This window comes from Bacteroides sp. RCH18 (assembly GCF_058231005.1).
The window spans coordinates 1016448-1042585 of the sequence record NZ_JBIPTC010000001.1; the positions used below are offsets into that span (position 1 = coordinate 1016448).

The window sequence follows — 26138 nt, forward strand, 5'->3', positions numbered from 1 at the left end:
ATGACACAAAGATAACTTTTTCAATATTTATTTGACATAAGCACATAAAAAAGTTGCAAACACATCAAAACGTTAAATAATATATTATTTTAAGCTCAAAAAGAAACAAATTACAATCAAAACAAAATAAAACCGGACAGACTGATAAATTATAAGCAAATCAGAGTATTTTGATTACAAATTAAAAGAATAAAGAAAGGGGTTCTTATTTTGTGTCACACAAAATAAACAATACTCTATCATTATGAAATTAAATTCTTAATTTTGCCAAACAATTTGATACATCAAATAGGTATTATCATACAATAAAGCTAGAAAGAATGAAGAAACAAGAACTTTTTAACAACGCAACAGGAAAATTCCCCTACCAACGACAGCCCGGACAAATGGGCTTGTATGACGCGGCATACGAACACGATGCCTGCGGGGTTGGTATGCTGGTGAACATTCACGGAGAAAAGTCACATGACATTGTTGAGTCGGCTTTAAAGGTATTAGAGAATATGCGTCACCGTGGCGCTGAGGGGGCGGATAACAAAACCGGCGACGGTGCAGGTATTATGTTACAGATTCCGCATGAGTTTATTTTACTGCAAGGCATCCCCGTACCCGAAAAGGGACGGTACGGTACCGGTCTGCTTTTTCTGCCGAAAAACGAGAAAGATCAGGCAGCTATTTTTAGTATCATTATTGAAGAAATAGAAAAAGAGGGACTTACATTGATGCATCTGCGCAATGTCCCCACCTGTCCGGAAATTCTGGGTGAAGCGGCTCTGGCTAACGAACCGGATATCAAGCAGGTCTTTATTACCGGTTTTACGGAAACGGAAACCGCCGACCGCAAACTGTATCTGATTCGCAAACGGATAGAGAATAAAGTCAGATTGTCAGCTATTCCGACGAGAAACGATTTTTATGTCGTTTCGCTCTCGACCAAAAGTATTATATATAAAGGTATGCTCTCGTCATTGCAGCTACGCAACTACTATCCTGATCTGACGAATAGTTACTTCACCAGCGGACTGGCTCTGGTACACTCCCGTTTCAGCACCAACACTTTTCCGACATGGGGACTGGCCCAACCTTTTCGCCTGCTGGCGCACAACGGTGAAATCAATACTATTCGTGGCAACCGCGGATGGATGGAAGCCCGTGAAAGCGTACTCTCCACTCCTATGCTGGGAGAGATCAAAGAAATACGCCCGATCATACAGCCGGGCATGAGCGACAGTGCTTCTCTGGACAATGTGCTGGAGTTTCTGGTCATGTCAGGATTAAGTCTGCCTCATGCAATGGCTATGCTCGTACCGGAATCTTTCAACGAGAAGAATCCGATCAGTGAAGACCTGAAAGCATTCTATGAATACCACTCTATCCTGATGGAACCTTGGGACGGACCGGCAGCCTTGCTTTTCAGCGACGGACGTTTTGCAGGTGGTATGCTCGACCGCAACGGCCTGCGCCCTGCCCGCTACCTGATCACTAAAAACGATATGATGGTAGTGGCATCCGAAGTGGGCGTAATGGACTTTGAACCGGGAGATATCAAGGAAAAAGGCCGCCTGCAACCGGGCAAGATTCTATTGATCGATACAGAGAAAGGGGAAATCTACTATGACGGCGAATTGAAGAAACAACTGGCCGAAGCGAAGCCTTACCGTACATGGCTATCGACTAACCGTATCGAACTGGATGAACTGAAAAGCGGTCGTAAAGTGCCTCATCACGTAGAAAACTACGACCGGATGCTCCGTACTTTCGGCTATTCAAAAGAAGATATCGAACGACTGATTATGCCGATGGCGAGCGCGGGTGCCGAACCCATCCACTCAATGGGTAATGACACGCCGCTGGCTGTACTTTCCGATAAGCCACAGCTACTCTACAACTATTTCCGCCAGCAATTCGCACAGGTTACGAATCCGCCGATCGACCCGCTACGCGAAGAACTGGTAATGTCTTTGACGGAATATATCGGAGCGGTAGGCATGAATATCCTGACTCCCAGCGAGAGTCATTGTAAAATGGTGCGTCTGAACCATCCGATTCTAAGCAATACACAACTGGATATTCTATGCAATATCCGCTACAAAGGCTTTAAGACTGTAAAATTACCAATGCTGTTTGAAGTATCCAAAGGGAAAGCCGGATTACAGGAATCACTGAACAACCTTTGCAAAATGGCGGAGGAATCAGTTACGGACGGAGTAAACTACATTATACTGACCGACCGTGACGTGGATGCAACTCATGCCGTTATCCCTTCATTGCTGGCAGTAAGTGCCGTGCATCACCATCTGATATCTGTCGGCAAACGTGTGCAGACGGCATTGATTGTAGAGAGCGGAGAAATGCGCGAAGTAATGCACGCCGCTTTACTACTCGGTTTTGGAGCCAGTGCACTGAATCCGTATATGGCATTTGCCATCCTCGACAAGCTGGTAAAAGAGAAAGATATTCAACTGGACTATGCTACCGCTGAGAAAAACTATATCAAATCTATCTGCAAAGGTCTGTTCAAGATCATGAGTAAGATGGGGATTTCCACTATCCGCTCTTATCGCGGTGCAAAGATTTTCGAAGCTGTCGGACTCAGCGAAGAGTTGAGCAAGGCTTATTTCGGCGGACTCGGTTCACCCATCGGAGGTATCCGCCTGGAGGAAGTGGCAAGAGACGCAATCGCTTTCCACGATGAAGGAGTTGAAGGAATGGAAAATGGAGAATTGAAAATGGAAAATGAAGCACCGCACGGCAACTCTCAATTTTCAACTTTCAATTTTCCATTATTAAAGAACAACGGACTGTACGCCTTCCGCAAAGACGGAGAAAAACATGCGTGGAACCCGGAAACCATCAGCACATTGCAACTAGCCACCCGCTTGGGCAGCTACAAGAAATTCAAAGAGTTCACTCATTTGGTAGACGATAAGGAAAAACCTATTTTCCTGCGTGACTTCTTAGGATTCCGTCGCAATCCTATATCCATCGAACAGGTAGAACCGGTAGAGAATATTCTCCGGCGTTTTGTAACGGGTGCCATGTCTTTCGGATCTATCAGCAAGGAAGCTCATGAAGCAATGGCGATTGCCATGAATACCATTCACGGACGCAGCAACACGGGTGAAGGTGGCGAAGATGCTTCCCGTTTCCACCCGCTGCCGGACGGAACTTCCATGCGAAGTGCCATCAAACAGGTAGCTTCCGGACGCTTCGGGGTCACCGCCGAATATCTGGTGAATGCCGATGAGATACAAATAAAAATAGCGCAGGGAGCTAAACCAGGGGAAGGCGGACAGCTTCCGGGATTCAAAGTGAACGACGTCATAGCCCAAACACGCCATTCCATTCCGGGAATCTCACTGATCTCTCCTCCTCCCCATCATGATATTTATTCGATTGAGGATTTGGCGCAATTGATATTTGACTTGAAAAACGTTAATCCACAAGCCAAAATCAGTGTCAAACTGGTAGCAGAAAGTGGCGTAGGTACCATTGCCGCAGGCGTGGCAAAAGCAAAAGCGGATTTGATTGTCATCTCCGGTGCCGAGGGTGGTACGGGAGCCTCTCCCGCTTCATCCATCCGTTACGCCGGTATTTCTCCAGAACTGGGACTGAGCGAGACACAGCAGACCTTGGTTCTGAACGGTCTGCGGGGACAAGTCGTCCTGCAAGCCGACGGTCAACTGAAAACCGGACGCGACATTATCTTAATGGCATTAATGGGCGCCGAAGAATATGGTTTCGCCACTTCCGCCCTGATCGTGCTGGGATGTGTGATGATGCGCAAATGTCATCAGAATACTTGTCCGGTAGGAGTAGCCACACAGAATGAGGAATTACGCAAACGCTTTCACGGGCGCAGCGAATATCTTATCAACTTTTTCACCTTCCTGGCACAGGAAGTCCGTGAATATCTGGCGGAAATGGGATTCACCAAAATGGATGATATTATCGGACGCACGGACTTGATTGAACGCAAATCCGACGAAAACGATCCGAATCCGAAGCACGCTCTGATTGACTTCACCAAGCTACTGGCACGTGTGGATAACAGTGCAGCCATCCGTCACGTCATTGATCAGGATCATGGTATTTCTACAGTGAAGGATGTGGCAATCATTGATGCTGCCCTAGAAGCAATAGAACACGAAAAAGAAGTTTCATTGGAATACACAATTGCCAATACGGACCGTGCGACAGGTGCCATGCTCTCCGGTGTCATTGCCAAAAAACACGGAGAGAAGGGATTGCCGGAACACACCTTGAATGTGAAATTCAAAGGCTCTGCGGGACAGTCGTTCGGTGCCTTCCTCGTACCGGGAGTCAATTTCAAGCTGGAAGGTGAAGCGAATGATTATCTGGGTAAAGGATTGAGCGGCGGACGCATTGCCGTATTACCGCCTATCCGCAGCAACTTCGAAGCCGAAAAGAACACGATTGCAGGCAACACCCTGCTCTATGGTGCAACCAGCGGTGAAGTTTATATCAATGGCCGCGTAGGCGAACGTTTTGCCGTGCGCAACTCAGGAGCTGTTGCCGTAGTGGAAGGTGTAGGCGACCACTGTTGCGAATATATGACCGGAGGCCGTGTAGTGGTTCTGGGGCAAACCGGACGAAATTTTGCCGCCGGTATGAGTGGCGGTGTGGCTTACGTATGGAACAAAGACGGTAATTTTGACTACTTCTGCAACATGGAAATGGTTGAACTGTCACTGATCGAAGAAGCCGGTTACCGCAAAGAACTGCACGAACTGATTCGTCAGCACTACCTGTACACCGGTTCGAAACTGGCACGTACCATGCTCGATGACTGGAACCATTACGTAGATCAGTTTATCCAGATAGTACCTATCGAATACAAAAAAGTACTACAGGAAGAGCAGATGAGAAAGTTACAGCAAAAAATAGCAGATATGCAAAGAGATTATTAATTCAAGTATTAGGTATTAAGTATCAGGTATTAACCGTAGCTTCAAACATCCTTAATCCATATAGTTAATATTTATTGCTTAATACTTAATACCTATTACCTAATACTTACCACTTATTACTTAACAAGATGGGAGATCCTAAAGCTTTTTTAAATATACCTCGGCAAGAGGCGGGATACCGCCCCGTTAGCGAGCGCATCACTGACTATAGTCAGGTAGAACAGACATTGAATACGAACAGCCGCAAATTACAGGCATCACGGTGTATGGATTGCGGAGTACCTTTTTGCCACTGGGCTTGTCCGATAGGCAATAAACAGCCGGAATGGCAGGACGCTTTATTCAAAGGAAAATGGAAAGAAGCGTATGAAGTGCTGTCATCCACTTGCGACTTTCCTGAATTTACAGGACGTATCTGCCCTGCCCTTTGTGAGAAGTCCTGTGTACTGAAGCTATCCTGTGACCAGCCGGTGACTATCCGTGAAAATGAAGCTGCCATTGTAGAAGCTGCCTTCCGCGAAGGATATATACAGGTGCAGCATCCCCAAAGGAATGGCAAAAAAGTAGCAGTTGTCGGTGCCGGTCCGGCCGGATTGGTAGTTGCCAACCAACTGAATCTAAAAGGATACACCGTAACGTTATTCGATAAAGATGAAGCTGCCGGAGGCTTATTACGTTTCGGTATTCCAAACTTCAAGCTGGACAAAAACGTAATCGACCGCCGCATGAAAATACTTGCCGCAGAAGGTATTCAGTTTGAAATGGGAGTAGAAATAGACGTTAACCATTTGCCGGAGGGATTCGATGCATATTGCATTTGCACGGGTACACCGACTGCCCGTGATTTAAATATTCCGGGACGGGAGTTGAAAGGAATCCATTTCGCACTGGAAATGCTGGCGCAACAGAACAGGATTCTGGAAGGACAAACTTTCCCCAAAGACAAACTGGTGAATGCCAAAGGCAAAAAAGTACTTGTGATCGGCGGTGGAGACACCGGTTCGGACTGTATCGGAACCAGTGTACGACAGGGAGCAACCAGCGTCACACAAATTGAAATTATGCCCAAACCTCCCGTTGGGCACAATCCCTCTACGCCCTGGCCGCAATGGCCGGTAGTTTTCAAAACGACCTCCAGCCATGAAGAAGGCTGTACCCGTCGCTGGTGCCTGACTTCCAATCAGTTTTTGGGAAAGAACGGTAAAGTAACCGGCGTCGAGGTGGAAGAAGTAGAATGGATACCGGCAACAGATAGCGGACGTCCGACCATGAACCTCACAGGGAAGAAAGAAGTAATCGAAGCAGATATGGTACTGCTGGCCATGGGGTTCCTGAAACCGGAACAACCGAAATTTGCAGAAAACGTATTCCTTGCCGGAGATGCAGCTACCGGAGCAAGCCTCGTAGTACGGGCGATGGCAGGAGGACGAAAGGCTGCTGCGGACATAGATCACTATTTGGTGAAGTAACCCTTACAGCAAGGAACGCCATGAAGTTTATAGACTATTATTTATTCGTTTGACCTAGGTTGAACGAAACAACAACCTAGGTTGAACTAAAAGATGACCCAGGTCAAACGAAAGGAAAAGCCAGGGAAAACGAATAAATAGTAACGAACCGACTTTTAAGAAACAGAGAATCAACAAATTATATTAACTTCCAAATACTCAAAGTTATGTGTGGAATAGCAGGTATACTCAACATAAAAACTCAAACCAAAGAGCTAAGAGACAAAGCACTGAAAATGGCACAGAAAATCCGTCATCGCGGACCGGACTGGAGCGGTATCTACGTAGGTGGAAGCGCCATTCTGGCACACGAACGCCTCTCGATAGTTGACCCGCAAAGCGGAGGACAGCCCTTATACTCCCCCGACCGGAAACAAGCGCTCGCCGTGAACGGTGAAATCTACAACCATCGGGATATCCGCGCCCGCTATGCCGGACAATATGATTTTCAGACCGGAAGCGACTGTGAAGTGATCCTTGCCCTTTACAAAGATAAAGGTATCCACTTTCTGGAAGAGATCAGCGGAATTTTCGCCTTTGTACTTTATGATGAAGAAAAAGACGAGTTCCTCATTGCCCGTGATCCTATCGGAGTCATACCTTTATATATAGGTAAAGACAAGGATGGCAAAATCTACTTCGGCAGTGAACTGAAAGCACTCGAAGGATTCTGTGATGAGTACGAACCATTTCTTCCGGGACATTACTTTTACAGTAAAGAAGGCAAAATGAAGCGTTGGTATACACGCGAATGGACAGACTATGAGTCTGTAAAAGACAATGATGCCAAAGTCAGTGATGTAAAAGAAGCATTGAAAGATGCCGTTCATCGCCAGCTGATGAGTGACGTTCCCTATGGAGTACTTCTTTCAGGTGGTCTGGACAGTTCTGTGATTTCAGCTATCGCCAAAAAATATGCAGCAAAACGTATTGAAACAGACGGAGCAAGTGACGCCTGGTGGCCTCAACTACATTCTTTTGCCATCGGTCTGAAGGGGGCGCCCGATTTGATAAAGGCACGTGAAGTGGCAGAATATATCGGTACGGTTCATCATGAAATCAATTATACGGTTCAGGAAGGACTGGATGCTATCCGGGATGTTATCTATTTTATCGAGACGTATGATGTGACTACGGTACGTGCCTCCACTCCCATGTATTTACTGGCACGTGTCATCAAATCGATGGGGATCAAAATGGTATTGAGTGGTGAAGGTGCCGATGAAGTTTTCGGCGGTTACCTTTACTTTCACAAAGCTCCCACTCCGAAGGATTTCCATGAGGAAACGGTACGCAAGTTATCAAAGCTGCATATGTACGATTGCCTTCGTGCCAATAAGAGTTTATCAGCCTGGGGTGTAGAGGGACGTGTCCCATTTCTGGACAAGGAATTTCTGGATGTAGCGATGGCGTTGAATCCAAAAGCTAAAATGTGCCCCGGAAAGGAGATTGAAAAACGAATTGTACGTGAAGCTTTTGCCGATATGTTACCGGAAAGCGTAGCATGGAGACAAAAAGAGCAGTTCAGTGATGGTGTGGGATATTCGTGGATTGATACCTTAAAAGAGATTACAACGGCTGCCGTCAGTGATGAACAGATGGAACACGCTGCCGAACGTTTCCCGATTAACACTCCGCAAAATAAGGAAGAATATTACTACCGGAGTATCTTTGAAGAGCATTTTCCAAGTGAAAGCGCAGCTCGCAGCGTACCAAGTGTACCAAGTGTGGCCTGCTCTACAGCAGAAGCGCTGGCATGGGATGCAGCTTTCCGTAACCTGAATGAACCAAGCGGCAGAGCAGTGAGAGGAGTACATGAAGAAGCCTATGCCGAAGAGGTAAAATAAATTTGTTGAAAAAATTTTAGATATCTGAAATAAACTCATATCTTTGAATATATATTCATCAGTTTGTAAAGTCAGGAATAAAAAGTATAGACTTCTATGCATAAAAAGCTGTCAATTAACGCAGATTAGCATAATAACAGGCTGATCTGTGTTTTATTTTTTATAATTTTGGACTCATAAACTTTTTAAATGTACTATCAATGAAGATAAAAAGAATTATTCTAATGGTTGCTCTTATCATTTCAGTAGCTAGTGTCCAGGCGCAAAAGTCGCAAGTTATCGCTCATCGTGGCTACTGGAAAACAGCAGGTTCTGCGCAAAATAGTATCACAGCACTTCAAAAAGCCGATTCTATCCATTGCTATGGCTCCGAATTTGATGTATGGCTTACCAAAGACAATAAACTGGTTATCAATCATGACCCTGTCTATAAAATGAAATACATGGAGTATTCCAAAGGTGACGCTCTTACAGGACTGAAACTGTCGAACGGAGAGAACCTGCCCAGCCTGGAACAGTATCTGGAAGCTGGTAAAAAATGCAATACCAAACTTATATTGGAACTAAAAGCACTTAACAGCAAAAAGCGTGAAACGAAAGCCGTACAGGAAATTCTTGCCCTGGTAACAAAGATGGGACTGGAAAACCGTATGGAATATATCACTTTCTCACTGCACGCCATGAAAGAGTTTATCCGCCTGGCACCTGCCGGAACTCCGGTATTCTATCTCAACGGCGAGCTATCTCCCAAAGAACTGAAAGACCTCGGTGCAGCCGGACTCGACTATCACATGGGAGTAATCAAGAAACATCCCGAATGGATCAAAGAAGCCCATGATCTTGGACTGAAAGTCAATGTATGGACTGTAGATAAAGCAGAAGACATGAAGTGGCTGATAGACCAAAAGGTGGATTTCATTACGACCAACGAGCCGACTGTGGCACAGGAAATACTGAAATAATTACTCCCTGAAAATGTAAAAAGCCGACAGAGGCTTTTTGCAAATATTCGATAGATACAAGAAGCACCATTATACATATTTATTTGCTGTATAATGGTGCTTCTTACATAAAATTCAAATAGGACTTATTTGAAATCTTCCAATACCTCTTTCAACTCTCCTATGGTCAACTCTCCTACCTGCCTCCACAACTCATGTCCTTTATGTAACAGAAGGAACGCAGGCACCGTATCTATATTATGAGAATCGGCTACAGTTTTATTTTCCTCGATATTCACGTTAATCAATTCAACGACTCTCCGTTCATAAGTACGGAGCACAGGGCCTATCCATTCGTAATGAGGTGACCAGTCGGCATAAAACACAACCAATACCAAATGGCCGCTCTGCGCCGCAACTTCCAATTGTTTCTCTATATCCATATTGCTACATTATTATATTTATTAGTGACTAAACAATGCTATAACAAAAAGGTTCTGTACCACTGCAAACAAGCAATATGATATATAAAAGCGAAAATCACTAGCATATCGACCTATTGTAAAAGCGAAAATTCACATTTTAGATCGAATACAAGGACTGATTTACCCCAAATATTCTTCATATATTAGGATATGCAAAACAAATAAGCTAAATAACAGTTTATTAATATAAGGGTGTGTATAATTTCAATTTATAACGAAACATGGCTTTATATCCTGCGATTGTAAGTTTATATAAAATAAATAGAGATTAGACATCTTTTTATCAAAAGATAAATCAAAAAGTCATATCTTTGCATTGTAATAAAACAAAAGGATACAACAACCAATTAATAAAGAACAAAATGACAACCAAGATTAAGTTCACAAAAATGCATGGAGCAGGTAATGACTACATATATGTAGATACTACCCGATATCCGATAGCAGACCCTGAAAAGAAAGCAATCGAATGGAGCAAGTTTCATACGGGAATTGGAAGTGACGGACTTATATTGATTGGCAGTTCTGACAAAGCAGATTTCAGTATGCGTATATTTAATGCAGATGGTTCGGAAGCAATGATGTGTGGCAATGGAAGCCGTTGTGTAGGCAAGTATGTATACGAATACGGATTAACTGCCAAAAAGGAAATCACACTTGACACCCGTTCGGGCATTAAGGTTCTGAAATTACATGTAGAAGGAGGAAAGGTAACGGCAGTTACTGTAGATATGGGTAGTCCTCTGGAAACGGAAGCGGTAGATTTCAGCGATCAATTTCCTTTTCAGTCTACCCGGGTATCAATGGGAAACCCGCATCTGGTAACTTTTGTAGAAAATATTACCCAAATCAATCTGCCGGAAATTGGTCCGCAGTTAGAAAATTATCATCTCTTTCCGGACAGGACAAATGTAGAGTTTGCTCAGATCGTAGGTAAAGACACCATTCGGATGAGAGTTTGGGAAAGAGGTTCAGGAATCACCCAGGCCTGCGGAACAGGTGCTTGTGCCACGGCTGTAGCCGCTGTTCTCCACGGATTGGCAGGAAGAAAATGTGATATAATAATGGACGGGGGAACCGTCACCATCGAATGGGAAGAAGCAACGGGACACATATTGATGACAGGACCGGCAACTAAAGTTTTTGATGGGGAGATGGAGGGATAGGTAATAGGTAATAAGTATTAGGTAATAGGTAACAGGTTTTGCAGAAACTTAAAACAATAACAATATGGCATTAGTAAACGAACATTTTTTGAAATTACCGGGGAGCTATTTGTTCTCGGATATAGCGAAGAAGGTAAATACATTCAAAATAACGCATCCGAAGCAGGATATTATCCGGTTAGGTATCGGAGATGTCACCCAGCCGCTTCCCAAAGCATGTATCGAGGCTATGCACAAAGCAGTGGAAGAGTTGGCAAGGAAAGATACGTTTCGCGGATATGGTCCTGAGCAGGGATATGATTTTCTGATTGAAGCTATTATAAAGAATGATTTCGCCCCACGTGGCATTCATTTCTCACCATCAGAAATATTCGTCAGCGACGGAGCAAAAAGTGATACCGGAAATATCGGCGATATCCTTCGCCACGACAATAGTGTCGGTGTAACAGACCCTATTTATCCGGTATATATTGACAGTAACGTCATGTGCGGACGTGCCGGAGTGCTGGAAGAAGGAACAGGCAAATGGAGCAATGTAACTTATATGCCTTGTACAAGTGAGAATGACTTCATTCCGGAGATTCCCGACAAACGGATAGACATTGTTTACCTCTGCTACCCGAACAACCCGACAGGGACGACACTGACCAAACCGGAACTAAAAAAGTGGGTAGACTATGCATTGGCAAATGATACACTGATTTTGTTCGATGCCGCATACGAAGCCTATATTCAGGATGCGGATGTCCCCCACTCCATATACGAAATCAAAGGAGCCAAGAAATGTGCTATTGAGTTCCGCAGTTTCTCAAAGACAGCCGGTTTCACCGGAGTACGTTGCGGATATACCGTAGTCCCGAAAGAACTGACAGCTGCCACACTGGAAGGCGACCGGATTCCACTCAACAAATTATGGAACCGCCGCCAGTGCACTAAATTCAACGGTACTTCGTACATCACACAACGTGCAGCGGAAGCCGTCTACAGTGCAGAAGGCAAAGCACAGATTAAAGAAACGATTAACTATTATATGACCAATGCGAAGATCATGAAGGAAGGACTGGAAGCTACCGGATTGAAAGTATACGGAGGAGTCAATGCTCCCTACTTATGGGTGAAAACCCCGAACGGACTCTCTTCCTGGCGATTCTTCGAACAGATGTTGTATGAAGCCAACGTAGTAGGAACCCCCGGTGTAGGTTTCGGCCCCAGCGGTGAGGGATATATCCGACTGACAGCCTTCGGCAATCACAACGATTGTATGGAAGCAATGAGAAGAATAAAGAACTGGCTTTGATAGTATTTTGCGCGCTACTATATAACATTGGACCGTACATCCACATTTTTCTAACTATTAAAGGTAAAAAGACGATGAAAACGACGATTAACAAAAAATTGAGGGGCATAGCAGTAGCGTTATTACTGATCGGACTTGTGCCATCCGGTATGATGGCACAGGATAAAGTAGAAGCCTCCGTAGGAGCAGATTTGGTAAGTGGTTATATCTGGCGTGGTCAGGATTTAGGCGGAGTCAGCATCCAGCCTTCATTAGGAATCTCTTACAAAGGACTTTCACTCGGAGCATGGGGATCGGTAGGGTTTGAGTCATCGGATACTAAAGAGTTCGATTTGACTCTCGGTTATTCAACCGGTGGTTTCAGCATCTCGGTAACGGATTACTGGTTCAACACTCAGGTACCTTCCAACAAGTATTTCAAATATGGCGCTCATTCAACCGCTCATGTATTTGAGGCACAGGTAGGATATGATTTTGGTCCGCTGGCAGTCAACTGGTACACGAACTTTGCAGGTGCCGACGGAGTTAAAGAAAATGGGAAAAGGGCTTATTCTTCCTACCTCGCACTTAGTGCACCGTTCAGCCTTGGAGGACTTGACTGGACAGTAGATGTAGGAATGGTACCTTGGGAGACGACTTTTTATAATGTATACACAAGTGGATTCTGCGTTTCCGACATCAGTCTCGGAGCTGTCAAGGAGATCAGGGTTACTGATTCATTCTCGGTTCCGGCATTTGCCAAAGTATCAGTAAATCCACGTACGGAAGGCGCTTACTTCACATTCGGATTAAGTTTTTAAGAGAGAGAGAGTTTATATAGTCAAAGAGCGTATAGGGAACAGGAAGGTAGTTAGAGTTTAGATTTTATCGGTTTGTTGTATGGTAACCTGCGATGGCTGCCACCTCCCCTATACCTCTTCTTTTTACAGGTCAACACTAATATTTAAGGTATATGAAAAAGATTGAAGCTATCATCCGTAAAACCAAATTCGAGGACGTGAAAGACGCCCTGCTCGAAGCGGACATTGAATGGTTCTCTTACTACGATGTAAGAGGGATCGGTAAAGCACGGCAAGGACGTATCTATCGTGGAGTGGTATATGATACCAGCACTATCGAACGTATTCTGGTTTCTATTGTAGTACGCGACAAAAATGCAGAAAAGACCGTACAGGCTATCATCAAAGCCGCACAAACCGGAGAGATCGGTGACGGACGCATTTTCGTCATTCCTATCGAGGACGCCATCCGCATCCGCACCGCCGAACGTGGCGACATCGCTCTCTATAACGCCGAACAGGAACGCTAACCGACACCCGGCAACCGGCAAGGTGCCGGGCCAGATTTCCTTTCGGATGATAATATTATAAAAACAGGTATTAAATAAGATAATCATTATGGATAAAACATATAAGAGACACAGCTTCACAAAGCTGTGGATAGCCACTGCTATGTTCATTTTCTGCTGTTTCGCAACCAGTGCTTTTGCACAGGAAGCAGTTGATGCAGATACTTTTATGACAGCTACGGAGACAATTACTGAAGTCAGAACTACACCTGAAATTGCTGAAGCCGCCACTGCTTCCGCCGAAACAACTCCCGATACGATCGGGGAACTGGCATTAGGATTGAATACAGTCTGGATGCTGCTTGCGGCAATGCTTGTATTCTTTATGCAGCCGGGGTTTGCATTGGTTGAGGCGGGTTTTACCAGAGTCAAGAATACCGCCAACATTTTGATGAAGAACTTTGTGGATTTCATGTTCGGTTCCTTGCTCTACTGGTTCATCGGTTTCGGTCTGATGTTTGGCGCAGGAGGTTTCATCGGAATGCCACACTTCTTTGATCTGTCATTCCTCGACAGTGATTTACCCAGAGAAGGATTTCTGGTTTTCCAGACAGTATTTTGCGCAACGGCAGCCACGATTGTATCGGGAGCGATGGCGGAACGCACCAAGTTCTCCATGTATCTGGTCTATACCATCTTTATCAGCGTACTGATTTACCCGATTTCCGGTCACTGGACATGGGGTGGCGGCTGGCTGATGAACGGAGAAGAAGGTTCGTTCATGATGAATCTTTTCGGAACGACGTTCCATGACTTTGCCGGTTCAACGATTGTCCACTCCGTTGGTGGTTGGATTGCTTTGGTAGGCGCTGCTATTCTTGGTCCCCGTATCGGTAAATATGGCAAAGACGGTAAGTCAAGAGCTATTCCGGGACACAATCTGACGGTTGCCGCACTGGGTGTATTTATCCTTTGGTTCGGATGGTTCGGATTCAATCCCGGATCACAGTTGGCAGCAAGTACTGAAGCAGATGCAATGGCTATCTCTCATGTATTTCTGACAACAAATCTGGCGGCATGTGCCGGTGGTTTCTTTGCACTGGCGATGAGCTGGATGAAATATGGCAAACCGTCTTTATCACTGACACTGAATGGTGTTTTGGCAGGTTTGGTAGGTATCACAGCCGGATGTGACGCTGTAGCTCCCTCAGGAGCAGTATTAATCGGTGCCATTTGTGGTGTAGTCATGATATTTGCAGTCGACTTTATTGACAAGGTATTGAAGATTGACGATCCTGTCGGTGCTTCTTCTGTACACGGGGTTTGTGGTTTCTTGGGAACAGTGCTCACAGGATTGTTTTCTACCAGTGAGGGGTTGTTCTACGGACATGGAGCCGGCTTTCTGGGTGCCCAGCTTTTCGGTGCGGTTGTTGTCGGAGTCTGGGCGGCAGGTATGGGATTCATTATTTTCAAGGTACTCGACAAGGTTCACGGGCTTCGCGTTCCGGCACGTGTCGAAGAAGAAGGTCTCGACATCTACGAACACGGAGAATCTGCTTACAACTAAGCTAAAAAAGAAAATTTCACTCTAACATATTTAACAACAAATCAAATTAGGTATTATGTCAAAACTAAGATTCAGAGTCGTAGAGACAGCTTTCAAGAAGAAAGCGGTTGAAGTAGCAACACCTGCCGAACGCCCTTCGGAATACTTCGGTAAGTATGTGTTCAACAAGGAAAAGATGTTCAAGTACCTTCCAAGCAAGGTATACAACGCACTGATTGACGCTATTGACAATGGTGCCCCGCTAGACCGCAGCATCGCCGATGAAGTAGCTGCCGGAATGAAGAAATGGGCTGTCGAAATGGGTGTCACTCATTATACTCACTGGTTTGCACCGCTCACCGAAGGTACGGCAGAAAAGCATGACGCTTTCGTCGAACATGACGGCAAGGGAGGCATGATGGAAGAGTTCACAGGCAAACTGCTGGTACAGCAGGAGCCGGATGCTTCTTCTTTCCCGAATGGCGGTATCCGTAATACTTTCGAAGCACGCGGATATAGCGCATGGGACCCATCATCACCCGCATTTATCGTAGATGATACGCTTTGCATCCCGACTGTATTTATCGCATATACGGGCGAAGCCCTTGATTATAAAGCACCGTTACTGAAAGCTCTGCGTGCCGTAGATAAAGCCGCAACTGCCGTCTGCCACTATTTCAATCCTGAAGTAAAGAAGGTCGTTGCTTATCTGGGATGGGAACAGGAATACTTTCTGGTAGATGAAGGTTTGTATGCCGCACGTCCGGACTTACTTATGACAGGACGCACATTGATGGGACATGACAGTGCCAAGAACCAGCAGTTGGAAGACCACTATTTCGGTGCCATCCCTACCCGTGTGGCCGCATTTATGAAAGACCTTGAAATTGAAGCGTTGAAACTGGGTATTCCTGTAAAAACCCGTCATAACGAAGTAGCTCCGAACCAATTTGAGTTAGCTCCTATCTTCGAAGAATGCAACCTGGCAAATGACCATAACCTACTGATCATGTCATTGATGCGTAAAGTCAGCCGCCGTCACGGTTTCCGTGTATTGCTTCATGAGAAGCCGTTCAAGGGTGTCAACGGTTCCGGCAAGCACAATAACTGGTCACTGGGAACCGATACAGGTATCCTGTTGATGGGACCGGGCAAGACGCCGGAAGATAATCTGCGCTTTGTCACATTCGTAGTGAATACGCTGATGGCAGTTTACCGTCACAACGGATTACTGAAAGCTTCTATTTCCAGCGCTACCAACGCTCATCGCCTGGGAGCCAATGAAGCACCTCCCGCTATCATCTCTTCTTTCCTCGGCAAACAGTTGTCACAGGTATTGGATCATATCGAGAACAGCACCAAAGACGATCTGATCAACCTTAGCGGAAAACAGGGAATGAAGCTGGATATTCCCCAAATCCCCGAATTGCTGATTGATAATACAGACCGCAACCGCACCTCTCCTTTCGCTTTCACCGGAAACCGGTTTGAGTTCCGTGCCGTGGGTTCTGAGGCTAACTGTGCAAGTGCCATGATTGCATTGAACGCTGCCGTAGCAGAACAGCTGATGAAATTCAAAAAGGATGTAGACGCTCTGATCGAAAAGGGAGAACCGAAAGTTTCCGCTATCCTTGAAGTAATTCGCGGATATATCAAAGAATGTAAGGCTATCCACTTCGATGGCAACGGCTACAGCGACGAATGGAAAGTAGAAGCCGCCCGTCGAGGTCTGGACTGTGAAACAAGTGTTCCCGTTATCTTCGACAACTATCTGAAACCGGAGACAATTGCTATGTTCGAAGCAATCGGTGTGATGACGAAAAAGGAACTGGAAGCCCGCAACGAAGTAAAATGGGAAACTTACACGAAAAAGATTCAGATTGAAGCCCGCGTATTAGGTGACCTGGCAATGAACCACATTATTCCGGTCGCTACTCAATATCAGACGGATCTGATTAATAATGTCTATAAAATGCAGTCCTTATTTCCGGCAGATAAAGCAGGCAGACTATCTGCCAAGAATCTGGAACTGATCGAAGAAATCGCCGACCGCACCGCCTTCATCAAAGAGCACGTAGATGCAATGATTGAAGCCCGAAAAGTGGCGAACAAGATCGATAGCGAACGCGAAAAAGCGATCGCTTACCACGATACAATCGTTCCGGCACTGGAAGAGATTCGTTACCACATTGACAAGCTGGAACTAATCGTAGACAACCAGATGTGGACACTGCCGAAATACAGAGAACTGTTGTTTGTAAGATAAAAAAGAAATGAAGGTGTGTCAAAAGTAACTAAATTCCCCTCCTTCCTGAAGGAGGGGTGGCTGGAAGCCGGGGTGGTAGGTGTACTTCACAGTTGAATATCAATAGCTTATGTATTCACCTACCACCTCCCCCTACGGGTACTCCTCCTTCCCGAAGGAGGAGAGTTTAGTTACTTTTGACTTTTGACACACCTACATTAAGATAGAAATTATCTATTTCTTTTGTTGGTTGTTTTAAGTTTGCAGGGGAGGGGTACCGTGACGGTAGTCCTCTTCTTTTTTATTCTATAATCTTAGCATCCTCAATATCCTCATCGTGAGGCGTAACCGGAGTCTTAGGACGACGGCGTGCAAACTTAAACCAGTTGATCAGTTCGGACAGAGAATAAACCAAGCTACTGATACCGATAATAATGAAAGCAGTATTACGTGCTCCCGTCGGATTGAACAGCGCAATAACACCTGCGATAAGAATCAATGAAGGTACCAGATAGAAAATGCCCGGAACAGGTGTCCAGCGACGGGCCATCGACAAAGAAGCGATCTGCTGCACACCTCCCATGATCAGGATAAAGCCTAAAAGGAACATCAGGACGTCCGCAAAAAACTCAGGCATCACAATCAGCCAAAGTCCGAATAACAAACTGCCGATTCCCTCGATAGGAAAGCGGGGAGCCGGTTCATGTTCCGATCTTTTCCGTCCGAAAAAGCTAAAAAGACTGATGACACCGGGAATTAAAAAAGCCACTCCTATCGTAATGACAATATAACTAGCTGCTGTATTCGGCCAAAGTACCAACACCAGACCTATGACAAGCGCAAACAAAATGCGAACCAGAGAGTAATTCATTGTTTTCATATATTCTATATTTTTTAACGAAGTACATTTCAATACTTTTGCGAATATAAGTGTTTCTATTCACATATAAAAATAACAAACGTAGATTGTAATAAGTTCGTAACAAAATCGTTATAGCCATTACACCTCACTTAGATACTTTTGCAGAAAATTAATAAACAGGTTTTTCATCATGAAATCAAGCGAAACAAAAAAGAAGTGCCCTTATGTAGAACGTGACATCAGCTGGATGTACTTCAATCAGCGTATCCTGCTCGAAGCTGCCCGTCCGGAAGTACCTCTTCTGGAACGCCTGACTTTTCTTGGCATCTATTTCAATAATCTGGATGAGTTTTTCCGTGTCCGCGTAGCCACGCTGAACCGGATCATCGAATATGCAGATAAAAACATACAGAAAGAACAAGAAACGGCTACACGCACACTGAAGCAGATAAGCAAACTACACAACCGCTTCTACGAACAATTTGAAAAAACTTTCGCTTCTATCATGGAAGAACTGAAGAAGGAGAACATCTGCGTCATCAAAGACACCGAAATGACGGATGACCAAAAGACATTTATCACCTCCTTCTATCGCAATAAACTGAATGGCTCCACCACCCCTCTTTTCCTCAACGGAGCCCGACCGCTGGACGACCAGACTGACGAAGATATTTATCTCGCCATCCGCCTGCTTCGTAAAGACGAAACAGGAAAAATAAAAGAGAAAGATTATGCAGTGATCGAATTGCCCACTGAAGAATATGGCCGTTTTATCCAATTGCCGGACTCGGAGGGGAAAACATATCTGATGTTTCTCGATGATGTGATCCGCTATTGTCTACCGTTGATTTTTGTCGGCATGAAATATACGGATTACGAGGCATATACCTTTAAATTCACCAAAGACGCGGAAATGGAGATAGACAGCGACCTGCGGACAGGCGTACTTCAGAAGATTTCAAAAGGAGTGAAAAGCCGGAAGAGAGGAGAACCGATTCGATTCGTTTATGACGAACAGATTCCCAAAGATTTACTGAAAAGATTAGTTGACCGGCTGAATGTAGACAAAAACGACACCCGTGTGGCAGGAGGACGCTATCATAACTTCAAAGACTTGATGAAATTTCCGGTGTGCGGTCGCTACGACTTAAAGTATCCCGTCTGGGAACCGGTTTTCAAGCCCGAACTAAACGGCAAAGAAAGCCTGCTCACATTGATTCGTCAGAAAGACCGTTCCCTGCATTATCCATTCCATAGCTTCGATACTTTCATCCGCGTACTTCGTGAAGCAGCCATCAGCAAAGAAGTTAAAAGTATCAAGATGACACTTTACCGGCTCGCTAAAGAATCAAAAGTGATCAAAGCACTGATCTGCGCAGCCAAAAACGGGAAGAAAGTAACGGTGGTCATCGAACTACTGGCACGTTTCGACGAAGCATCCAACATCAACTGGAGCAAAAGAATGCAGGACGCAGGCATCCACGTTATCTTCGGAGTGGAGGGACTGAAGATTCATTCCAAACTGGTACATATCGGTACCCGTCACGGAGACATTGCCTGCATCAGCACAGGAAACTTTCATGAAGGAAACGCACGTATGTATACCGATTATACCATCATGACCGCCCATCGCCCGCTGGTACGGGAAGTGAATGCCGTTTTCGATTTTATCGAGAAACCATACACTCCCGTCAATTTCAAAGAATTACTGGTTTCGCCCAACGATATGCGCAAACGTCTGATTGCTCTCATCAACAAGGAAATAAAGAACAAGGAACAAGGGAAAGAAGCCTATATTCTGGCAAAAGTAAACCATATTACCGACCGTGCGCTTATAGAAAAACTCTACGAAGCCTCGACAGCCGGAGTTCAAGTGGAACTGGTAGTACGCGGCAACTGTTCGCTGGTGACAGGCATCGCAGGTATCAGTGAAAATATCCATATCAACGGTATTATCGACCGATATCTTGAACACTCCCGTATCTTTATCTTTGCCAATGGCGGAGAAGAAAAATATTATATCGGTTCTGCCGACTGGATGCCCCGCAATCTTGATAACCGGATCGAAGTACTGGCTCCGGTGTACGACAAAGATGTACAGGCAGACTTAAAACGAATTGTCTGCTACGGATATCGGGATACGGCCAAAGGGCGTATCGTAGACGGTACCGGAGAAAACCGACCTTGGGAAAACCGGCCTTCCACACTCTGCAAAGACTTCGCTCCTGCTCTTGCCGAGGCAGAGACAGCCACTGTCGTATTCCGTTCGCAAGAAGAATTATATAGAAAATACAAGAATACATTATGATAAGTATGAAGAAAGTTAATTATGCAGCTATCGACATAGGTTCGAATGCCGTACGGCTATTGATAAAATGCGTAAACGAAGAAAACGCTCCCGAATTAATGAGCAAGGTACAACTCATCCGTATCCCCTTACGACTGGGAGAAGATGCTTTTACCATGGGGGTTATTTCTGCTGAAAAAGAAAAGAAACTGATCCGGCTGATGAAAGCCTACAAACAGTTGATGAAGATATATGACGTAGTAGATTACCGTGCCTGTGCTACGTCCGCCATGCGTGACGCACGCAACGGAAAGGACATCGCCCGACAAATAGCCAGGAAAACAGGTATCCGCGTAGATATCATCGACGGACAAGAAGAAGCACACATTGTATATGACAACCATATCGAGCAACTTTTTGCTTCCGGACAAAACTACCTGTATGTAGATGTCGGTGGTGGCAGCACCGAGATTAATCTGATCAGTAACGGTGAACTGAAAAATTCCCGTTCATACAATATCGGAACGGTTCGTATGCTCAGCGGCATGGTGAAAGAAGAAGAAAAAGAGGCTTTACGCACCGACCTCATAGGGCTTGCTGCGGAATACGCGCCTATCAGCATCATCGGTTCGGGAGGAAACATCAATAAACTTTTTCGTTTGGCAGACAAGAAAGACAAAAAGGCTTCTCTCCTACCCGTCGAATCGCTACGTGAAATTTACGAAGCATTGCAAGCTCTTCCTGCCGAGCAACGTATCAAACAGTATAAGCTAAAACCTGATCGGGCGGATGTCATCGTTCCGGCCGCAGAGATATTTCTGGAAGTAGCTACGAATGTGAAAGCTACCGGAATCATTGTACCTACCATCGGACTGTCCGACGGGATTATCGACAGCCTATACACTCAGAATATGAATACACCTGTCGCTCCACAGGTTCAATAAATAGATAAAAGGCTCCTGATGCGAATAAGTTGTCATTCGGATATCAGGAGCCTTTTTTATAATTTCCATCTTTCTTCATGTATAAAATGACTGTTTGTAAGATAAGTCTGTTTTTGACAGTTTGTAATTCGTAATGTATCAAGAAGAGCTTCTTTAGCCGGTCATACTACTATTGATATTTTTTCGCGATTGTAGGGCAATTAGCATATATCAGAAATTCAGCAGTTGCATCCAATCCCGTGCTTATTAACGAATAATAGTCTACTTACATATCTATATGATTACATTTTCATTGATTCTGTTTATTTTCAACATTAAGCACTTAAACTTTCCAAAGAGCGAAATAGAAAACAGAGAAGACTAAAAGTATTAAATAAAGACAGTTTTATCGGTATGATGACACTATAGCAATGGTTTACTTACTTCATACCTACCTTTTAGTGACACCATCCGCATCTTTTGGTTACTTCATCCGCATCTTTTTCACAAACAATACGGTGTTTTTCATCAAACCATACAGTCATTTTATGCAAATCACCCGTATATTTGCGGTAATTCAACCATCTTTCCAAACTAACAGAAGATTATTAAAAAACAGGCAGGAAAGTAAATCGAGTCTTTCTACAAACAAATGACAGAATAAAGACTTATCACTGAACATTATGATAAAGGCAATCATCAATACCTGCACTCAAATAGTCTCTAAAATATAATATGCAATATATTACTTTTTTCACTTTTCTATTAGATGGAAGAAAAAACTGCCTGTTTCTTTTGTAGGGAATTAAACAAAACCGTATTTTTAGAGACAATAATTATAGTTTATAAAGCAAAAATGTCTGATATACATACATTTATTAGGTGACTGTGAAGGACTTGATAAATATTATTTAGTAACAGTTGATTTGATGGAGCTATATAGCATAACAGACCATGATGACTTACTTTATATTGATGTGAGAGGAAATGAAATAAAAAAGTTAACAACAAGCGAATAAGCGACCCTAATAGTCGGCTATTCACCAACCATTACCTGTAAACTAAAGAATCATAGAATGGATAAAATTACAGCAATAAAAAAACAGCTTGTAAAGAAAGCAACAAACTTCACCACAGGTGGATTCAGACCAACAAACTCTAACACAGAAAGTTGGATTGGACGAGTTTATCTTTATAAAGAAGATGAAGAAATTCCAACCGATAACAATGGTAAATTAATGATCCCATTATTTCAGGTTTGTCTTGAAAGTCTGCCCTATGTTCCGGCAAGCCTGCATGACACTAAAGTGCTGACTATTTTTGCGTCTGCTGATATACCTATGGATTTAGTAACAAATGGGGATAACTGGCTTATTCGGGAATATAAAATGAATGATGTATTAGTCGTAAAAGATTTAGTAAATAAAGCATCATTCGTAAAGCCATTTCCATTGAAAAGCCAATTGATTGAAGAAGATTATCCCGTATGGGATGGAGGAGGCATACCCGCTGAAATAGAAAGTGAACTTCTTGAAATGGAAGAATCGGGAGAAATAACCGATTATTTCGATTATGTGGAAATAAACGAAGGACATAAAATAGGTGGTTATCCTAACTTTATTCAATCGGGAATAGACTTTGGTGAAGGATATGAATTTCTGATTCAAATAGCGTCAGATGAAAAAGCAAATCTGGAAATTGTGGATAGTGGAAATATGTATTTCGCTAAAAACAGCCAAACAGGAGACTGGAAACTCTATTGCGATTTTTATTAATAAACAATAGATATTGGAGGATATAGATGAATAGCGATTATAAAGTTGGGGATTTAATTTATGATGCAAATATTTATGACGGGATGAATACCGACCTATCTGATTTGCAATTTTATAAGCGGTGGCTACCCCAAAGTAAAGGTGCCCGAATACTCGAACTTTGTTGTGGAACAGGTAGGCTTACTCTTCCAATAGCAAGGGATGGATATGATATTAGTGGAGTTGATTACACTCCCTCAATGCTTGCCCAAGCAAGACTCAAAGCTTCCGAAGCAGGATTAGAAATCAACTTCATTGAGGCAGATATCAGGACTTTAAATCTACAAGAAAAATACGACCTTATTTTTATTCCATTTAATTCAATCCATCATTTATATAAGAATGAGGACTTATTTAAGGTATTTAATGTCGTTAAAAACCACCTCAAAGACGGAGGTTTATTCTTATTAGATTGCTTCAATCCGAATATTCAATATATCGTTGAAGGCGAAAAAGAACAGAAGGAAATTGCTGCATATACCACTGACGACGGAAGAGAAGTATTGATAAAGCAAAGGATGCGATATGAAAATAAAACCCAGATTAATCGCATTGAATGGCATTATTATATCAATGGTAAATTCAATTCTATCCAAAATTTGGATATGAGAATGTTTTTCCCTCAAGAACTGGATTCATACTTGAAATGGAATGGTTTTAATATTATCCATAAGTATGGAGGATTTGGAGAAGAAGCATTTAATGATAATTCGGAAAAACAGGTATTTGTTTGTCGATGAAAATCCGCTGCATAACAATAACCTTCCTATATTGATATAACAACAACTGCCCTGTAGTCTGATATCAGACTACAGGGCAGTTGCTATAACGTTATACTAATTTCCTTCTATCTGTCAGAATGGGAAAATCAAAGGCAGCACCAATATCATCACAATTCCCATGATTATCTGCAATGGTAATCCCACTTTTATATAATCCATAAAAGTATATTGTCCGGCAGGCATCACCAGCGCATTAGGTGGTGTAGAGAACGGAGAAGCGAAACACATACTTGCACCCACCGTCACGGCAAACAGGAAAGGAACCGGACTAACTCCGATCTGCATAGCACTTTGCAAAGCAATCGGGGCAAGCAAGACAGCAGTAGCGGTATTACTGATAAACATAGTCATTAATGACGTCGTAAAATAAATACCAGCCATCAATGCTACCGGTCCGTAAGATCCAAGCCCACTTACCAAAGTATTGGAGATGTACTCCGAAGCGCCTGTTTTCTCTAATGCCAAAGACATAGGAAGCATAGCCGCAATCAATACAATACTTTCCCAGTTGATTGTTTTGTAAGCTGCTTCCACATTGCGGAAACATCCCGTCAGAACCATCAGAATACCAGCTATCATAACAGCCGTAACCGGCGCAACCGGAATAAAATCGAATACCATCATTGCCACCATCAATACCATGATAGCAGCAGCAACGGGTGCTTTGTAGTCCAACGTTACTTTAGCCGCTTCTGCCAAAGGCTGTCCCAACACCACCCAATCCGAATCTTCCTTACTAAGCCGGGCAATATTACTCCACGTTCCCTGCACTAAAAGCACATCGCCACTATGAATCCGCTCATTGCCCAAATCCTGCAACAGATATTCCTTTTTACGACGGATACCTAATACATTCACATTAAACTTATCACGGAATCCGGACTCTTTAATGGTCTGATTGACCAAATTGGAAGCAGGCATCAATACAATTTCGGCAATACCGATATCATAAAAATCAAGCGAATTAGTAGTGCTTTTCGTCTCTTCCGTGGCATGATCATCAAGGATATCCAGCAGATAATCTTCGGCAAACTGCTGCACTTTATCAAATTCTCCCGTCACATACAGAATATCTTCCGCTTCCAGCATAGTATCCGGTTCGGCAAGCTTCTGAGTGATAGTCTTCAGAAAACGGTGCTGCGAAGCATCTCCACGACGGACTTCCATAATATTAAGTCCATATTTACGACGAATATCCAGATCAAGAATGGTCTTTCCCAAAAGACGGGAGTCCTTGATCACTTGCATACGGAACAGATTACTGGAAAGACCATATTCATTCACCAACTGTTTCAGTGACTTACCCGAACGGCTGTTATCATCTTTCTGCCCTTTTTTAGAAAGAAACCACTTACTAAGCGGCATCAGAACCAGCGTACCGACAACCACACTTACCAGACCTACGGGCAGGAAAGTAAAGAAAGAGAGCGGTTCGAAGCCTGCGGAAGTCAATGTATTTTGTATGACAAGGTTGGGCGGTGTACCGATCAGTGTCATCATACCTCCCATACTACTGGCAAAGGCCAACGGCATCAGCAATCGGCTCGGATTCATTTTGGCGCTCATCGCCAGACTGACCACAATGGGAAGCATCAATGCCACCGTCCCGGTATTACTGACAAACGCACCAATAGCGGAAGTTACCAGCATAACAAGCAAGAACAGGCGAATTTCACTGTTTCCAGCAAGTTTAAGAATACGCGAGCTAATCATTTTTGCCAGTCCTGTCTGAAAAATAGCTCCGCCTACCACAAACAGTCCGATCATCATAATAACTACCGAATTGGAGAAACCGGAAAGGGCTTCGTCGGGTGTTAATATCTGAAAGATAAGCAAAGCTACCAATGCACATAGTGCCACAAGATCCGAGCGTATCTTACCGTTTACAAAAAAGATAGCCGAAAGAACGAGAATGATAATGGTTATCAACATAAGCAAAAAATAAAATGATTGTTTTATCCTGAATGTATCAAAGATTTATTTTGGAGGAGCAAAATTAAAAAATACTTTGCCGTTATAAAAACAAATTAGAATTGTTTTTGGTTCACGGGACATCATTTAATATTTTAATACATTCTTACTCTTTACGAAAATGTGTTCCATTAAAAACATTTTAAAACCAAACCGGAAATAGAAGGCACCAAAGTTCTACTAATCAGTAAAGGTATTCTTTTCAGAAGAGTTTTATAAGGCTGATAAACAATATATTTCAGAAA

General features: G+C 43.7%; 17 protein-coding genes. 14 read left to right on the top strand and 3 right to left on the bottom strand.

The genetic code is table 11. The features are described 5' to 3' along the window. Positions 1-320: 320 nt before the first annotated feature. The 4 genes from gltB to ACHLI0_RS04000 all read left to right on the top strand — a co-directional run bounded on the left by gltB (position 321) and on the right by ACHLI0_RS04000 (position 9248). The gene (gene gltB, locus ACHLI0_RS03985; RefSeq protein ID WP_490748500.1) at positions 321-4931 is read left to right on the top strand and encodes a glutamate synthase large subunit; all 4611 of its coding nucleotides are present in this window, start codon (positions 321-323) and stop codon (positions 4929-4931) included. Between the two features lie 128 nt (positions 4932-5059). After that, a complete protein-coding gene (locus tag ACHLI0_RS03990; RefSeq protein WP_490748501.1) occupies positions 5060-6400 on the top strand; it encodes a glutamate synthase subunit beta in 1341 nt (446 codons plus the stop codon). 206 nt (positions 6401-6606) lie between these two features. After that, a complete protein-coding gene (asnB, locus tag ACHLI0_RS03995) occupies positions 6607-8286 on the top strand; it encodes an asparagine synthase B (protein ID WP_490748502.1) in 1680 nt (559 codons plus the stop codon). A gap of 224 nt (positions 8287-8510) precedes the next feature. Then, positions 8511-9248 (top strand): glycerophosphodiester phosphodiesterase, encoded by a 738-nt coding sequence (locus ACHLI0_RS04000; RefSeq protein WP_016267309.1) that lies wholly within the window; start codon positions 8511-8513, stop codon positions 9246-9248. A gap of 125 nt (positions 9249-9373) precedes the next feature. Here ACHLI0_RS04000 and ACHLI0_RS04005 read toward each other — a convergent pair whose 3' ends face one another. Then, complete coding sequence (locus tag ACHLI0_RS04005; protein WP_490748503.1) at positions 9374-9670, bottom strand: thioredoxin family protein; 297 nt, start codon at positions 9668-9670, stop codon at positions 9374-9376. A gap of 404 nt (positions 9671-10074) precedes the next feature. Here ACHLI0_RS04005 and dapF point away from each other — a divergent pair, with 404 nt between their 5' ends. From dapF to ACHLI0_RS04035, 6 genes are all read left to right on the top strand, one after another. Then, positions 10075-10878, top strand: coding sequence for a diaminopimelate epimerase (gene dapF, locus ACHLI0_RS04010; RefSeq protein ID WP_490748504.1), 804 nt, complete (start codon positions 10075-10077; stop codon positions 10876-10878). A 64-nt stretch (positions 10879-10942) separates the two neighbouring features. Further along, the gene (locus ACHLI0_RS04015; RefSeq protein WP_490748505.1) at positions 10943-12175 is read left to right on the top strand and encodes an LL-diaminopimelate aminotransferase; all 1233 of its coding nucleotides are present in this window, start codon (positions 10943-10945) and stop codon (positions 12173-12175) included. A gap of 74 nt (positions 12176-12249) precedes the next feature. Continuing rightward, positions 12250-12975: a hypothetical protein gene (locus tag ACHLI0_RS04020; RefSeq protein ID WP_490748506.1), complete on the top strand. Its 726-nt coding sequence runs from the start codon at positions 12250-12252 to the stop codon at positions 12973-12975. Positions 12976-13127: 152 nt separating this feature from the next. Continuing rightward, positions 13128-13484 (top strand): P-II family nitrogen regulator, encoded by a 357-nt coding sequence (locus tag ACHLI0_RS04025; RefSeq protein WP_008763126.1) that lies wholly within the window; start codon positions 13128-13130, stop codon positions 13482-13484. An 88-nt stretch (positions 13485-13572) separates the two neighbouring features. Beyond that, entirely contained in the window at positions 13573-15030 is a 1458-nt protein-coding gene (locus ACHLI0_RS04030) for an ammonium transporter (RefSeq protein WP_234118131.1), read from the top strand. Positions 15031-15085: 55 nt separating this feature from the next. Beyond that, positions 15086-17275, top strand: coding sequence for a glutamine synthetase III family protein (locus tag ACHLI0_RS04035; protein WP_258972981.1), 2190 nt, complete (start codon positions 15086-15088; stop codon positions 17273-17275). Between the two features lie 280 nt (positions 17276-17555). On the opposite strand, the gene ACHLI0_RS04040 is transcribed toward ACHLI0_RS04035, so the two are convergent. Beyond that, positions 17556-18134 (bottom strand): HdeD family acid-resistance protein, encoded by a 579-nt coding sequence (locus ACHLI0_RS04040; RefSeq protein WP_113748420.1) that lies wholly within the window; start codon positions 18132-18134, stop codon positions 17556-17558. Positions 18135-18306: 172 nt separating this feature from the next. Here ACHLI0_RS04040 and ACHLI0_RS04045 point away from each other — a divergent pair, with 172 nt between their 5' ends. The 4 genes from ACHLI0_RS04045 to ACHLI0_RS04060 all read left to right on the top strand — a co-directional run bounded on the left by ACHLI0_RS04045 (position 18307) and on the right by ACHLI0_RS04060 (position 23880). Further along, entirely contained in the window at positions 18307-20424 is a 2118-nt protein-coding gene (locus ACHLI0_RS04045) for an RNA degradosome polyphosphate kinase (protein ID WP_490748507.1), read from the top strand. Next, positions 20421-21347 (top strand): Ppx/GppA phosphatase family protein, encoded by a 927-nt coding sequence (locus tag ACHLI0_RS04050; RefSeq protein WP_182423094.1) that lies wholly within the window; start codon positions 20421-20423, stop codon positions 21345-21347. The genes ACHLI0_RS04045 and ACHLI0_RS04050 overlap by 4 nt, the downstream gene beginning before the upstream one ends. A 1055-nt stretch (positions 21348-22402) precedes the next feature. Then, complete coding sequence (locus tag ACHLI0_RS04055) at positions 22403-23101, top strand: DUF1963 domain-containing protein (protein WP_143919628.1); 699 nt, start codon at positions 22403-22405, stop codon at positions 23099-23101. 26 nt (positions 23102-23127) lie between these two features. Beyond that, the gene (locus tag ACHLI0_RS04060) at positions 23128-23880 is read left to right on the top strand and encodes a class I SAM-dependent methyltransferase (protein ID WP_490748508.1); all 753 of its coding nucleotides are present in this window, start codon (positions 23128-23130) and stop codon (positions 23878-23880) included. 114 nt (positions 23881-23994) lie between these two features. Here the strand turns inward: ACHLI0_RS04060 and ACHLI0_RS04065 are convergent, their stop codons facing one another. Continuing rightward, a complete protein-coding gene (locus ACHLI0_RS04065) occupies positions 23995-25854 on the bottom strand; it encodes an SLC13 family permease (protein WP_022471458.1) in 1860 nt (619 codons plus the stop codon). Between the last annotated feature and the right edge of the window lie 284 nt (positions 25855-26138).